Source organism: Salmonella sp. SAL04214 (genome assembly GCF_046550615.1).
In the GTDB taxonomy this organism is placed as follows: domain Bacteria; phylum Pseudomonadota; class Gammaproteobacteria; order Enterobacterales; family Enterobacteriaceae; genus Salmonella; species Salmonella enterica.
Map to the genome: position 1 here is coordinate 379,648 of NZ_JBGDXT010000003.1, position 15,116 is coordinate 394,763.

The following is a 15,116-nucleotide window of genomic DNA, read 5'->3' on the forward strand; positions in this document are numbered from 1 at the left end:
GCCCGGAGTGTTTACGCTATCTGAGGATAACATTATGACGCAACGTATCGCGGTTTTTCCTGCCGACCGCCATTCTCTGTATGAGGAACATGGGTATTCCGCAGCCATCCGTTCTGGTGATTTACTGTTTGTTTCAGGCCAGGTAGGCAGTCACACAGACGGCACGCCGGAGTCTGATTTTCAAAAACAAGTGAGACTTGCTTTTGAAAACCTGAAAGCAACACTGACTGCAGCAGGATGCACATTCGATGACATAGTGGATGTCACCACCTTCCATACCGATCCAGAGCAACAACTTAACGACGTGATGGCGGTGAAACAGGAGATATTTGCCCATCCCCCTTATCCTAACTGGACCGCTGTTGGCGTTACCTGGCTGGCCGGCTTTGATTTCGAAATAAAGGTTATTGCCCGAATCCCCTGATGCTTATTCTCGGTAAAACCGGTAGCATTATATGTACCGGTTTTATTTTATTCATCCCTACCCTTCATCCTGTATGATTAACATGCAATCACCAAACATATCGAACTGACATGACTGGATATCTTCTGAGGCATAGGCCTTCATGAGTAGATCAACCCCAGCAAACTGACCGGTTAACACCATATGCGTCGTTTTTGGCTGATGTAAGTTCGTTAGCAGGCAGTCAACCACTTTCAGTTGATAGCCTGGATGTATATAAAGCGCAGTCCAGCCAGAACTTGCTTTGAGGCAATTGTATTCCCTCGAATACGCAGATTCCAGGCATCGTGTAACGGTAGTTCCTACGGCAAAAATACGTCCGCCATTTTGCTTCGCAGTATTAATGATATCCGCTGTTGCTTGCGGAACCTCGTAGTATTCTTCGTTGATAGTCACTTCCTCTACACATTTTGTTTGTATTTTTCTGTTGGACAACATTTCTGTTGATGCAACATGTAAAGTAATAAAAGATATTAACCCACCTTTATCTTTGATTCTTTGGATAAGATCCCAGGTAAAATGAATGCCGGCAGAAGGTATTTCCAAAGAACCATACTTTTTAGAAAAAACGGAACGGTAAGCATCTGGATATTTATAAAATAGGCTGGAATCCACATACTCATCAAGACGCTCACCATGACTGGCTAAATAGCAAATTAAGGCCTCATGATTTTCCACGACGGCCCGGTACTGGCTCTCTTCGCTAAACTTTTGCTCTATCTTAATGGAAATTTCAGGGTTATCAACCAAATAGAAAACATCATTCGCGTTAAGCCTTTCTTTTAAAAGTCCGGAAATAATTACTCTATTATTTGGTAAAAATCCCTCTAAAACAATTTTAATTAACTTATTCTGTCTTGTTTTACAGATAAACATATGGTTTATTATAGTACTGTCGTTAAAACAGATTACATCACCTTCTTTGATATAATCTGTTAATTTACTAAAGTCTACCTTATGAATTTCCCCTTTACTCCGGTTGAGGACAAGCATTTTACACTTTTCCCTGTATGAATCATTGGCTATCCAATGAGGTCTGAGTGGGATAGTCATCTGATCGGTAATGCGAAAATCATATTTTTCGGTAAGCATATATTTACCCTTTGAAAAACCATTGATACGGCGATTGTTATATAGCCGTATTCTGCAGTATACGTTGGCCTTTCAAAGGGTGAAAATTAACTCAATAAATGTTGTTATTATATTTACTTTGCTGGCTATTTAATCAATGTCAGATACCGATATTAACCTGGACGATCGGATTTGACCGCCCTTTTCTTTTGCTTATTCCGGCATTGAAGCATCGCTATCCATTGCATCGGCAAACTTTTGCATTAACCGAACAAAGACATCAAGTTCATCCTGAGGCCAGTCTTTAAAAACAACTTTGCCCATTTGCTCTCGCGCAGCGTCTATACGCTCCGTCATCGCCTTTCCTGTCCGGGAAATAACGGCCTCGCGTATACGACGATCGATGGCATTATGTTGCCGTATTATCAATCCCAGCTTCTCCAGTTTGGCGACCTGTCGGCTTACCGTCGTATAATCACGACCGGCACGTTCGGCTAACTCAACAACGCCAATCGGCCCTAAACGTTCGATACTAATAAGGATCGAAAATAGCGCACGATCGAGTTGAATCCCCGCTTCTGCAATTAATTTCTCATCATTACGAGGCCGGTTAAGCGCGCTTACCACGCGAATCAACGCACCGTGAAGCGCCTTCATTTGCTCGGAAATACGTGTATCTTGCACATTTTTATTTTCTGACATAGCATGTCTCCTCTTATGTGCATAATACACATATCGGAGAGACGATGACAAGATACACCACTACAGATGTACTGATCTGCGGCGCTGGCGTAACCGGGCTTACTTTAGCCATCGAACTGGCGCGTCACGGGATCTCATTTCGCCTGATTGAGAAAAGAACGACGCCTTTTACCGGTTCCCGCGGTAAGGGTATTCAGCCGCGAACGCAAGAAATCTTCGAGGATCTTGGGATACTCAATAAAGTGGTCGCCGCCGGCGGGCTCTATCCCCGATTACGAACCTACCGTCACGACGGAAGCTACGTAGATTCAGATATTGCGCATCATACAAAACCGACCCACGCCGAACCCTACCACCTGCCATTGATGGTTCCACAGAACGTGACAGAAACGATTATGCGGGAGCAATTAAAAGCGTGGGGACACCGGGTGGAGTTCGGCTGCGAGTTACGACATTTTGCGCAAACCCCACGCACGGTCACCGCGTATGTTGCCGGGCCGGCTGGAGAAGAGGTCATCATCGCGCATTATTTGATAGGCGCGGATGGCGGCGGAAGCTTTGTCAGAAAGAAATTAGGCGTCAGCTTCCCCGGCCGTACGTTGGGAATCCATGCGCTTGTGGCTGACGCTTCGCTTTCCGGTCTGAACCGGGATGTATGGCACCATTTTAACGATGGCGATATGGCGCGGATGATAACGATTTGCCCTCTCGCCGGCACGCAGCTCTTTCAAATCCAGGCGTTGTTGGCCCCGGACGACTCGCAGAATTTCTCAGCCGACGTGCTCACGGCTTTTCTTACTGAACGAATCGGGCGGACGGATGTTCGCATCCATTCGATTCCCTGGGTATCGAAGTACCAGATGAATGCGCGCATAGCGGAACATTACCGTGTGGGTAAGGTATTTTTAGCCGGTGATGCCGCTCATGTGCATCCGCCGACGGGTGGGCAAGGGTTAAATACCAGCATCCAGGATGCCTATAACCTGGGATGGAAAATGGCAGCCTCGCTGCGGGGCGCAGGAGAAGAGCTTCTCGATAGCTATGAACAGGAACGCCGCCCGGTAGCCGAATCACTGCTCCACCTTTCTACCCGATTACTTGACTCTCAAAAACAAGGTGGCATCAAACGAGAACGCGACGTTCAACAACTTGACATCCAGTATACCAACTCCCCCTTAGCCCACACGTTGCCCGAACGTCAGCATGGGTTACAAGCGGGAGAAAGAGCTCCGGATGCTCCTCTTTTGGGCGCCGGCGGCCAATCATTACGATTATTTCAGTTACTCCAGGGTCCGGACTGGAATCTGTTGGCCTACGAAACCCACGGTAAGGTCATCGATGCGCGGCGAGGACTGCGTATTCATCACATTGGCGAGCAGGACGAGCTCATCGATACCCTGGGGCACTTCCGGGAGTCCTATCATCTGGCGCCGGGTCAATGCGTGCTGATCCGACCCGATGGCTATGTCGGCGCGTTCTTTCACGGCAAACAGAGCAACGATATTGAAAATTATCTCTCTCGTTTTGCCATAGGGATTAAAGATGAATACTAATGTTTATGAGAACACCAACAGCGAAACTATCACCCCGCTCAACAAGCGGCGTATTTTACCTGTTTTCCTGCTTGTCGGCCTTTACGCCGCCAGTACAGCGGCTGTAATGTCGGTACTGCCTTTTTATATCCGCGAGATGGGCGGTTCGCCGCTTATCATTGGAATCATCATTGCCACTGAGGCTTTTAGCCAATTTTGTGCGGCACCCCTGATTGGCCACCTTTCCGATCGCGTTGGCCGCAAGCGAATACTGATTGTCACGCTGGCTATTGCGGCGATAAGTCTACTATTACTCGCCAACGCGCAATGTATCCTGTTTATCCTGCTCGCCCGCACGCTTTTTGGCATTAGCGCCGGGAATTTGTCAGCCGCCGCAGCCTATATTGCCGATTGTACGCACGTCAGAAATCGGCGCCAGGCAATCGGTATCCTCACAGGCTGCATTGGCTTAGGCGGTATTGTCGGGGCAGGCGTTTCCGGGTGGCTATCGCGTATCAGTCTGAGCGCGCCAATCTACGCCGCCTTTATACTTGTCCTTGGGTCTGCCCTGGTCGCGATTTGGGGGTTAAAAGACCCTTCCACAGCATCACGTACCACAGATAAAATAGCGGCGTTCTCTGCCCGCGCTATTTTAAAGATGCCAGTCCTTCGCGTCTTAATCATCGTAATGCTTTGTCATTTCTTCGCCTATGGCATGTACTCTTCACAATTACCTGTTTTTCTTTCTGACACCTTCATCTGGAATGGGCTTCCCTTTGGGCCAAAAGCGTTAAGCTACCTGTTAATGGCGGACGGGGTTATTAATATTTTCGTTCAGCTATTTCTGTTAGGTTGGGTGAGCCAATATTTTTCGGAGCGAAAGCTAATTATCCTCATCTTCACCCTTCTTTGTACTGGATTTCTCACTGCGGGTATCGCCACGACCATACCAGTGCTTATTTTTGCTATCGTTTGTATTAGCATCGCTGATGCGCTAGCCAAACCCACTTATCTTGCCGCCTTGTCCGTCCATGTATCGCCTGCCCGACAAGGTATCGTCATCGGAACGGCACAGGCATTAATCGCAATCGCTGATTTTATATCCCCCGTATTGGGCGGATTTGTCCTGGGTTATGCCCTGTACGGCGTCTGGATCGGTATAGCTATCTCTGTCGCCATTATTGGTCTGGTGACGGCAATGATTTACCTTTCAAAAAGTTCAGTGCTAATAGTGAAACCAGAAACAGAATAATGTGACAACGTCACAAATATTATTGTTCCCTTCTTCCGTTATTTATCAAAAGTATTGTACTTATATTGAATGTTTAAGAGGTATTTATGGAAATTATGCTGGCTGGCATTTGCCCTTGTAACGCGCGGGGAAAGCATGAAAAAAATATATCTCGTTGTTATCGTACTGTTTTTGATTTCTACAAAAGTTTATACACTACTTCATAACAACATCTTCTTTTGTCGAAACAGCCCGGAGTGTGATTTGTCTCATGTTCTCCCCGACTACCGGGAGCAGATTTCAGGCACACCGCTAAAATATACCTTGATTAATACAGCTCCATTAGCACAGGTGGTAGTCAGACACTATGAATTATTATCGCAACACTGGTCGCCAGATGACATGGTAACCCCTGCGCAATGGCGACATAACGTTGATATTTATATCCCTGAAACGGCAAAAGAGCACCATGCTTTGGTGGTTGTAAACAACGGAATTAATTATGATAAAGGCGTACAAATCACTGGTAAACCTGGTGATTTCCCTCAGGAAACACTGGCAAGCATCGCCCGTGATACGAATACCATCGTAATATCAGTGAGTGATATACCTAACCAATATTTAACCTTTCAGGATGATAAAAAACCATTGAAAGAGGACGAAAGCGTTTCCCGAAGCTGGGCATTATTTATGGAAGCGCCGGAGCAACGTGAGTTAATGCCTTTAAATATTCCTATGGTCACTGCCCTATCGCAAGCGATGAGATTAGCAAAAAAGGAGTTAACGCAATGGAATATAAATTCCTTTATCATTACAGGTATTTCAAAGCGTGGGTGGACCACCTGGTTGTCAGCTATTGCCGATCCTGATGTTGAAGCAATTGTTCCCTTCGCCATTGATCTACTTGATATTGATGCTTCACTTGAGCATATTTATCAATCATACGGTGGAAATTGGCCCATTACATTCTACCCCTACTACCAGCAAGGCATAGATGAGAAAATAAAATCCCCCACATTTACCCAGCTAAGGCAAATAATAGATCCGCTAAGATATCTCAACACTATTTATCAACCCCGCCTTGCAATACCGAAATATATTATTAATGCAAGTGGCGATGATTTTTTCGTACCAGACAATACTCGCTTTTATTATAGCAAACTTCCTGGCGTAAAATCATTACGTATAGTGCCTAATATGAACCACTACTCAATTAACCAGTTCGCTGAAGAAAGCCTCGTTCCATTTATTAATAGGTTTCAAAGTAAAAAAACATTACCACAGTTGATCGGCCTTATTCACCACCATCTTCTTACGGTCTATTTCTCAGAAGCGCCGGTAAAAGTCGTTCGCTGGACAGCCAACAATCCAAATGCGCGTGATTTTCGTTATGCCTGTGGCATCCGCTATCAGCCGCTTACAATAGATATTCCCGCCAACAATAAGATCAGTATTACGTTAAATGAACCGAAGACAGGTTGGGAAGCTACCTATATCGAAGCCACTTTTAATGATGGCTATGTCGCCACGAGTCAGGTTTATATTACGCCCGATGAAAAATACCCACAGACAGCACCACCTTCCGTTAACGCCGCATGTCAAACGTTACCGGGGCGTGGATTAGGGGAAAACGACAGCCCCGATTGAATTTTCAAGTAATTGTCTGATTTTAAATAATTTTATCCATCACGCTTGCGATGGATAAAAATCCTCTGCGATAAATTTTTGTTATATTGATCACGTTCTAACCACAAGAGAGGTGATTTGAAAATAACCTTAAAATATTGTGGTCAGGCCGCTAGACCACAATAAGAGGATTAATCATGAAAAGAAAAACAATGGGATGGCTTATCGTTTTTCTTCTATTTATAGTTTACATGCTCAACTATATGGATCGTTCAGCATTGTCGATAACTGCCCCCTTGATCGAAAAGGAGTTAGGATTTAACGCCGCGGAGATGGGAATGATCTTCAGCGCATTTTTTATCGGATACGCCCTGTTTAATTTTATTGGTGGCTGGGCCAGCGATAAAGTTGGGCCAAAAACGGTTTTTCTCATCGCAGCGTTACTATGGTCTGTATTTTGTGGCTTAACTGGTTTGGTCACCGGATTGTGGACAATGCTTATCGTGCGCGTTCTTTTCGGTATGGCTGAAGGACCGGTCAGCGCTGCCGGAAATAAAATTATCAATAACTGGATTTCCCGAAAGGAGTCTGCCACGGCGATCGGAATTTTTAGCGCCGGTTCCCCGCTCGGCGGCGCGGTGTCCGGGCCGATTGTGGGCCTGTTGGCGTTATCCTTAGGCTGGCGCCCCGCATTTGGCATTATTTTCTTATTTGGCCTGGTCTGGGTATTGCTGTGGTACTTTATCGTTAGCGATAAGCCAACAATGAGTAAACGCCTGGCGCCGGAAGAACGCATTGATTTTGAAAATCATGAGGACGTTATTTTATCTGATGATGGCCGGGCTACGCCTTCACTCGGCTATTACATGAAACAACCAATGGTATGGGCGACAACTCTGGCTTTTTTCAGCTACAACTATATTCTTTTTTTCTTCCTGACCTGGTTCCCAAGTTACCTGAACCATTCGTTACATCTCGATATTAAAGAAATTAGTATCGCTACGGTAATTCCCTGGGTCATCGGCGCCATTGGTATGGTGCTCGGCGGCGTCTGTTCTGATGTAATTTATCGGATTACCGGTAATGCTCTGCTCTCACGTCGACTTATTCTGGGCGTATGTCTGGCAGGCGCAGCGGTATGTGTTGCCGTTTCCGGTACTGTTAGCACTATCGGTAGCGCAATTACGCTCATGTCAGTTTCACTCTTCCTGCTCTATTTAACGGGCCCAATTTATTGGGCGGTTATTCAGGATGTTGTTCATAAAGATAAGGTAGGGAGCGTCGGCGGAGCCATGCATGGCCTGGCTAATATATCCGGCATTATCGGTCCGCTTGTCACCGGTTTTATCGTTCAATTTAGCGGTAAATATGACTATGCGTTCTATCTGGCTGGTGCTATCGCTATCGTTTCAAGCCTGTTGGTCTTCGTGTTTGTAAAAAGTAAAGGATTCAAAGCCAATGAAAGTCAAAGCTGTGTTCATTAATAAGCCTGGTGAAGTTGAAACCCGCTGGGTGGATTATCCCCATAAGAAAGAAAATGAAGTATTAATTAAGGTTGATGCTGCAGGCATTTGCGGATCGGATATCGGGGCTTTTCGTGGAACGAACCCACTGGTTACTTACCCAAGAATTATTGGGCATGAAGTGACCGGAATTGTTCTTCAGGAAGGAGCCGGAATGCCGGGCAATATTAAAAAAGGCGACCGCGTGATTGTTGACCCCTATATTTATTGTGGTCACTGCTACCCTTGCTCTGTCGGCAGAACTAACTGTTGTGAAAATTTAAACGTCATTGGCGTGCATGTCGATGGCGCAATGCAGGAGGTGGTTACTCATCCCGCACATTTAATTCATAAAATACCAGATAATGTGCCTTCTGAAATGGCGCCGCTGGCAGAACCGCTGACCATCGCTCTGCACGCGCTGCACCGGGCAAACGTTAAGGCCGGGGAATATGTTGCCATCATCGGCGCGGGGGCCATTGGTCTTATGGCGGCATTAAGCGCGCGTCATTACAAGGCAACGCCTATTCTGATCGATATTGTGGAAGAAAGGTTACGCTATGCGCAAAAGCTTGGCGTTCCTTATGTACTGAACGCCGCTGACGATCAGGTTATCGACGCTATTAAAAATATCACCCACGGCACCATGGCGCAGGTCGTGATAGAAGCCTCCGGCGCAAATAGCGCTATTCGAAATACGCTTGATTTAGCATCGTTTGCTGGTCGTATTTCGTTTACCGGATGGCCAAAACAGGAAACGTCGCTGCCGACGAACCTGATCACCTACAAAGAACTGGATTTACGCGGTTCCCGCACCAGTGCCGGTGAATTTGATGAGGCATTACGTATGCTGTCTACGCTGGAGATTAATCCGCAAGATGTTGTCAGTAAGGTCGTCAATCTTGATGAGATCCCTGATGCAGTTAAAGAACTTGATCGCTATCCGGAGCGCTACTTAAAGATTAATGCTGTTTTCCATTGATTTACGGCGAGTTCCACCGCATGGCATATCCGCCATGCGGTGTTATTTACCGACAAACTTAGCCGCCGACAATCTTTCTCACATAGCGTAAATGTTCCAGAGATCCCTCATAGGCGCTGTCAGCATCAGACTGGCGCATTGCATCCACTATCGCTTTATGTTGTTTGTTGAGATTAAGTAAAACATTTCTGTCTCCAGACTGCTCATCAAGCCCGGCATAAGGGATATTAATCCGTTGTTCCCATAACATACGGGACATATCGAACAACACCCGGTTACGGCTGGCCTCAGAGATCGCAAGGTGAAACTCTTTATCCAGCGAGTAAAAGCCGTGGACGTTATTATCGTTAATGGCTTGATCCATACGATGATAAATCGCCTCTATTTGGTTGATGACGTCAACGTTATCGTTTTGTGCGGCTAAGCGCGCACAATGGCTATCGACCAGCTCGCGAGTAGAGAGAATTTCTTCAATGGTATAGTCGCTGGCAAGGTGTTTTTTATCTGAAACGATAACCCCATTACCGGACTGAATCACGATCCATCCCGAGATCTCCAGTACAATAAGGGCTTCTCGCAAGGAGGCGCGGCTCACGCCAAGCTGTTTTGCCAGTTCGCGTTCTGGCGGTAAAAAAGTTCCCGGGGGAAAAATATTATCATTGATCAGCTTAATGATGAGGTTGGCTATCTTCTGATAGAGCCTCTCCTGCCTGACCTCAGGTATAACCATGCGCCCTCCAATCCATATCCAGGGGATTTTGAATGGATTTAGCATACCATCCTGGCGCTGGTGATCGTGATAATTAATTACCGTGCATGATAAAGAGAAGCAACCGCCGGTAGTCTCTATTACCTTCGCCGAGCCTACCGGGGAAACTAAACCGAGACGAGCGATTTATCCTTTGACGTTGATTTTCTCGAACACGGGCGCTGTCGCGTTCTTAAACTGAGAAAGAGACCAGGTTTTATAGTTGATATCATTGTAGCCGCGCACCATCATCTCACCGTGCGTTAAGTCAGACAGCGTTGTCCAGACCGTATATTCTGAGACCGGTTTGCGGGTAGCGTTGCCTTCCCCTTCACTCCCCATATAATCAACCGTAATATTTTTCGGACGATCGAAACGGCTCATAATATGCGCAAGCGTATTCATTGCATCGTGGGCGGATGTCGCTTGCGGTGCATATGTGGTGTAATAAACGCCGCGTATAAAACGGGAAACCGACGTATCGGACGATGGCAAGTCTGCAATAGCAATCCCGCTATCAGGCTGCATCACTTTTATCCCGCCCAGTGTGCCTGAAGAGCGGTCCACATTGGTTAATTGCGTATAGTTATTCAGATTTGTCAGATGCCAGGGGAATGCGGGACCATTTGTCATCACGCGAGTGGGATTGTCATAGACATGGAATTTGCCATTTTCCACTTCAACGACAATGCTTCCTCCTTTCTTGTCGTAAAACGCATAATGAAATGGCGATTTCAGATCGCCAAACCGATGCAGTTCCGGTGACCAGAATTTACCCTCTTTTATTGCCTGTTTTACCTCGCCGACAGTAGCAAAACGGGCCAGCGCCCATTCTCCCAACGAGGTGACAGGAATTGCCTGTTTATATTCACTCGCGGGCAATGGCGGCAACTGCGCATTCATGATCATGTTTTCACTAAATGACAATCCCGCGCTATTCATGCCTTCAAGTATGTCTCTGCTATCGCCATCAGTAATGGTGGAAGTAATGGCCAGTATAGGATACTTCGCCTGATAGCTTACTCCCTGACTGCCATCCGGCGTTTTTTTATCAAACTGTGTTCCCGCCGGGTAATACGTTAACCATGAGGGTAAATCCTGCATATATTCCAGCGTACGCCCATGAAAAATATCGCCTTGTTTATCCTGAATAGCAAGGGTTGTGCAGGCCTGTGCCGCCAGGGCGTATGAAAACAGCGCCGGAGCGATAAATAACATTGCTTTACTTTTTTTCATCATGCTCTCCTTGTTTGTAAAATGGATTGGATGAATATATTAAATTAAACCTATCAATGGTTATGCAGCACGTAATTAATTGTGATCTTATTTTACAAGCTAATAAATTTAACTGACGGGTTTAAAGGAGAGTTAAACACAGCGAACTAATATGAAACGCGTTATCCGTGTGACCATTTAAAAAAATCCCATCATGTTATAAATAAATCTTATCAACATTAAGAGATACCATCACAACGCTATATTTACTCCACATCACCAATAACATTAAATTAATTTATGTTTTTGAGTAATGTGAGTAGCACACATGTAATCGGTTGTTACGAATTAGAAACATAATTGCTACTAAAACACGTTGAGAAAGACAAGAAATGCAACATATGATGCCCACACTAACTATAGTGGTTTGGGATAAACGTTATGCAAACACAAGATACATTTTATCAAGTTATGCGTAGACACGGCGTGACAAGGCGTAGCTTCCTCAAGTTTTGCAGCCTTACCGCAACGTCTTTAGGCCTGAGCAGTTCGATGATTCCTCAGATAGCTTATGCCCTGGAGAATAAACCGCGTACGCCAGTGATATGGCTGCATGGTCTTGAATGTACCTGTTGTACCGAATCTTTCATTCGCTCTGCGCACCCGTTGGCAAAAGATGCCATTCTGTCGCTCATTTCCCTGGATTATGACGACACCATTATGGCCGCCGCAGGGCAACAAGCCGAGCAGGCGTTGGCGGATGTGATGCGCGAGTACAAAGGAAATTATATCGTTGCCGTGGAAGGTAACGCGCCGCTGAATGAAGATGGGATGTTTTGCATACTGGCTGGTGAGCCGTTCCTGGAGAAGTTAAAACGCGTCAGCGCGGATGCTAAAGCGATTATCGCCTGGGGGTCCTGCGCATCATGGGGCTGCGTGCAGGCAGCCCGTCCCAACCCAACTAAAGCCACGCCGGTTCACAAATTAATTACCGATAAACCCATTATTAAAGTGCCAGGCTGCCCACCTATACCTGAAGTGATGTCCGCCGTTATCACCTATATGCTGGCATTTGATCGCATCCCTCCCCTTGATCGTCTTGGACGACCAAAAATGTTTTATGGCCAGCGAATTCATGACAAATGTTACCGACGCGCGCATTTCGATGCCGGTCAGTTTGTGGAAGCGTGGGATGACGAAGGCGCCAGAAAAGGGTATTGCCTGTACAAGATGGGCTGTAAAGGCCCGACCACTTATAACGCCTGTTCAACCGTTCGCTGGAATGATGGCGTGTCTTTTCCTATCCAGTCAGGTCATGGATGCCTCGGATGTTCGGAAGATGGATTCTGGGATTACGGTTCTTTTTACAGCCGGGCAACGGGCATTCCGCAGACCGGCATTGAGGCTACCGCCGATAAAATCGGAATGGGCGTTGCTGGCGTCGCGGGCGCTGCCGCCATCGCTCACGCCACGGTGAGCGCCATAAAACATGCCCGCAATAAAAACAACACGTCATCAGAAAACGCTCCGGAAGAGAAAAAATAATTATGACATATCCTTATCAGACTCAGGGTTTTACGCTGGACAATAGCGGACGGCGAATTGTGGTCGATCCGGTTACTCGCATCGAAGGGCATATGCGTTGCGAAGTGAATATCGACAGTAATAATGTCATTACTAACGCCGTGTCGACCGGCACCATGTGGCGCGGCCTGGAGGTTATCCTGAAAGGTCGCGATCCGCGAGACGCCTGGGCATTCGTTGAACGCATTTGCGGCGTCTGCACCGGTACACACGCTCTGACCTCAATCCGTGCCGTAGAAAATGCGCTGGGAATCGCGATTCCGGACAACGCAAACTGTATCCGTAATATGATGCAGGCTACGCTACACGTTCACGATCACCTGGTGCATTTTTATCATCTGCACGCGCTGGACTGGGTCGATGTAGTTGCCGCCCTGAAAGCCGACCCGCATCAGACCTCCGCCATCGCGCAAAGCCTTTCCGCATGGCCGCTATCCTCGCCGGGATATTTCCGCGATTTGCAAAATCGACTGAAGCGGTTTATCGAGTCCGGTCAACTTGGCCCTTTCCGTAATGGCTACTGGGGACATCCGGCGATGAAACTTCCGCCGGAAGCCAATTTGCTGGCGGTCGCCCACTATCTTGAAGCACTCGATTTTCAAAAAGAGATCGTAAAAATTCACACCGTTTTCGGTGGTAAAAACCCGCATCCTAACTGGCTGGTGGGCGGCGTTCCTTGCGCCATCAACCTTGACGAAACGGGCGCGGTCGGCGCAGTAAATATGGAACGCCTGAACCTTGTCAGTTCCATCATCCAAAAAGCTCGCCAGTTCTGCGAACAGGTTTATCTTCCGGACGTCTTGCTGATTGCCAGTTATTACAAAGACTGGGCAAAAATCGGCGGCGGGTTATCGAGCATGAACCTGCTGGCTTATGGCGAGTTTCCGGATAACCCTAACGATTATTCCGCCAGTAATCTTCTGCTTCCGCGTGGGGCTATCATTAACGGTCGTTTCGACGAAATTCATCCTGTCGATTTAACCGCCCCCGATGAGATTCAGGAGTTTGTCACTCACTCCTGGTATACCTATGGTAACGGCAATAACGATAAGGGCCTGCATCCTTGGGATGGTCTGACCGAACCGCAACTGGTCATGGGCGAACACTATAAAGGCACAAAAACCTTTATCGAACAGGTGGATGAGTCCGCTAAATATTCATGGATTAAATCGCCGCGCTGGAAGGGACATGCGATGGAGGTAGGTCCGCTGGCGCGTTATCTGATTGGATATCATCAAAATAAACCGGAATTTAAAGAACCCGTGGATCAACTGCTTAGTGTATTAAAGCTGCCTAAAGAAGCGCTCTTTTCTACATTAGGACGTACTGCCGCGCGTGCGCTGGAATCCGTATGGGCAGGCAATACGCTGCAATATTTCTTCGATCGTCTGATGCGTAACCTCAAGTCCGGCGATACGGCGACGGCAAACGTCACGCTCTGGGAACCCGATACCTGGCCTACATCGACAAAAGGCGTTGGTTTCAGCGAGGCGCCGCGCGGCGCGCTGGGGCACTGGATAAAAATTGAAAATCAGAAAATCGACAGCTATCAGTGTGTGGTACCGACAACCTGGAATGCCGGGCCACGTGACGATAAAGGTCAAATTGGCGCGTACGAAGCGGCGTTAATGGGGACTAAACTCGCCGTTCCCGATCAACCATTGGAGATTTTACGTACTCTGCACAGCTTCGATCCCTGCCTGGCCTGCTCCACCCATGTTATTGATAATCATGGAGGGGAGCTGGTCAGGGTTCAGGTACGATGACGACGATTCGGAGGTCTCAATGCATCTCAAAGAAATAACCAGCCAGGGGTACTATATCTATGAAGCGCCGGTCCGTTTATGGCACTGGATCACGGCGTTATCCATTGTCGTCCTGGCTGTTACAGGATATTTCATTGGCCACCCCCTGCCATCGATTCAAGGTGAAGCGACCTTTATGTTTTGGATGGGCTGGATACGACTGATCCATTTTACCACGGCGTATATTTTTACTGTCGCGCTGCTGTTTCGTATTTACTGGGCATGTGTCGGCAATGAGTACGCCAGGGAGATGTTTCTGGTTCCGTTCTGGCGCCGCGCCTGGCGCAAAGGCGTTATCAGCGAAATCCGCTGGTATTTTTTCCTCGAAAAAGAGGCCCATCGTTACTATGGACATAATCCGGTAGCGGGACTGGCGGTAATGTTCTATTTTTGGATGTCCGTACTGATGGTGTGTAGCGGCTTTGCGCTCTATGGCGAAGGACTTGGAACAGACAGTTGGGCGTATCAATGGTTTGGCTGGATGATTCGCCTGACTGGCAACGATAGCCTCGCGCTGCATTTCTGGCACCGGCTGGGCATGTGGTTCATTATCGCCTTCGTCATTGCGCATGTTTATACCGCTATCCGCGAAGACATTATGAGCCGACAAAGCGTGATTTCCGTCATGATAAGCGGCTGGCGCTGGTTCAGGTGA

Annotated in this window: 13 protein-coding genes; 9 read left to right on the top strand and 4 right to left on the bottom strand. The window is 47.2% G+C overall.

What is annotated here, in order from left to right:
* Positions 1-34 precede the first annotated feature (34 nt).
* Positions 35-424 carry a RidA family protein gene (locus tag ACLJQD_RS07580; RefSeq protein WP_001652798.1) on the top strand — a complete coding sequence of 130 codons (390 nt, stop codon included), beginning with the start codon at positions 35-37 and terminating at the stop codon, positions 422-424.
* Between the two features lie 57 nt (positions 425-481).
* Here ACLJQD_RS07580 and ACLJQD_RS07585 read toward each other — a convergent pair whose 3' ends face one another.
* Both ACLJQD_RS07585 and ACLJQD_RS07590 read right to left on the bottom strand, forming a co-directional pair.
* Positions 482-1,555, bottom strand: coding sequence for an S-adenosylmethionine:tRNA ribosyltransferase-isomerase (locus tag ACLJQD_RS07585; protein WP_017441355.1), 1,074 nt, complete (start codon positions 1,553-1,555; stop codon positions 482-484).
* 192 nt (positions 1,556-1,747) lie between these two features.
* Complete coding sequence (locus tag ACLJQD_RS07590) at positions 1,748-2,236, bottom strand: MarR family winged helix-turn-helix transcriptional regulator (protein ID WP_017441356.1); 489 nt, start codon at positions 2,234-2,236, stop codon at positions 1,748-1,750.
* 44 nt (positions 2,237-2,280) lie between these two features.
* Here ACLJQD_RS07590 and ACLJQD_RS07595 point away from each other — a divergent pair, with 44 nt between their 5' ends.
* From ACLJQD_RS07595 to ACLJQD_RS07615, 5 genes are all read left to right on the top strand, one after another.
* A complete protein-coding gene (locus ACLJQD_RS07595) occupies positions 2,281-3,789 on the top strand; it encodes an FAD-dependent oxidoreductase (RefSeq protein WP_017441357.1) in 1,509 nt (502 codons plus the stop codon).
* A complete protein-coding gene (locus tag ACLJQD_RS07600; protein WP_017441358.1) occupies positions 3,779-5,020 on the top strand; it encodes an MFS transporter in 1,242 nt (413 codons plus the stop codon). The genes ACLJQD_RS07595 and ACLJQD_RS07600 overlap by 11 nt, the downstream gene beginning before the upstream one ends.
* Before the next feature lie 69 nt (positions 5,021-5,089).
* Positions 5,090-6,646 carry a PhoPQ-activated pathogenicity-related family protein gene (locus ACLJQD_RS07605; RefSeq protein ID WP_017441359.1) on the top strand — a complete coding sequence of 519 codons (1,557 nt, stop codon included), beginning with the start codon at positions 5,090-5,092 and terminating at the stop codon, positions 6,644-6,646.
* A gap of 176 nt (positions 6,647-6,822) precedes the next feature.
* Positions 6,823-8,109 carry an MFS transporter gene (locus tag ACLJQD_RS07610; RefSeq protein WP_000824240.1) on the top strand — a complete coding sequence of 429 codons (1,287 nt, stop codon included), beginning with the start codon at positions 6,823-6,825 and terminating at the stop codon, positions 8,107-8,109.
* The gene (locus ACLJQD_RS07615; RefSeq protein WP_017441360.1) at positions 8,084-9,109 is read left to right on the top strand and encodes a zinc-binding alcohol dehydrogenase family protein; all 1,026 of its coding nucleotides are present in this window, start codon (positions 8,084-8,086) and stop codon (positions 9,107-9,109) included. The genes ACLJQD_RS07610 and ACLJQD_RS07615 overlap by 26 nt, the downstream gene beginning before the upstream one ends.
* 58 nt (positions 9,110-9,167) lie before the next feature.
* Here ACLJQD_RS07615 and ACLJQD_RS07620 read toward each other — a convergent pair whose 3' ends face one another.
* Positions 9,168-9,959: a FadR/GntR family transcriptional regulator gene (locus ACLJQD_RS07620; protein WP_001518759.1), complete on the bottom strand. Its 792-nt coding sequence runs from the start codon at positions 9,957-9,959 to the stop codon at positions 9,168-9,170.
* A gap of 45 nt (positions 9,960-10,004) precedes the next feature.
* Entirely contained in the window at positions 10,005-11,096 is a 1,092-nt protein-coding gene (locus tag ACLJQD_RS07625; protein ID WP_000976503.1) for a choloylglycine hydrolase family protein, read from the bottom strand.
* Positions 11,097-11,513: 417 nt separating this feature from the next.
* On the opposite strand from ACLJQD_RS07625, the gene ACLJQD_RS07630 reads away from it, so the two are divergent.
* From ACLJQD_RS07630 to cybH, 3 genes are read left to right on the top strand one after another with little or no spacing between them, the layout of a single operon-like run.
* Positions 11,514-12,617, top strand: a complete 1,104-nt coding sequence (locus tag ACLJQD_RS07630; protein WP_001194450.1) for a hydrogenase small subunit — start codon at positions 11,514-11,516, stop codon at positions 12,615-12,617.
* Between the two features lie 2 nt (positions 12,618-12,619).
* Complete coding sequence (locus ACLJQD_RS07635; protein WP_017441361.1) at positions 12,620-14,422, top strand: nickel-dependent hydrogenase large subunit; 1,803 nt, start codon at positions 12,620-12,622, stop codon at positions 14,420-14,422.
* Positions 14,373-15,116, top strand: a complete 744-nt coding sequence (cybH, locus tag ACLJQD_RS07640) for a Ni/Fe-hydrogenase, b-type cytochrome subunit (protein ID WP_000924455.1) — start codon at positions 14,373-14,375, stop codon at positions 15,114-15,116. The genes ACLJQD_RS07635 and cybH overlap by 50 nt, the downstream gene beginning before the upstream one ends.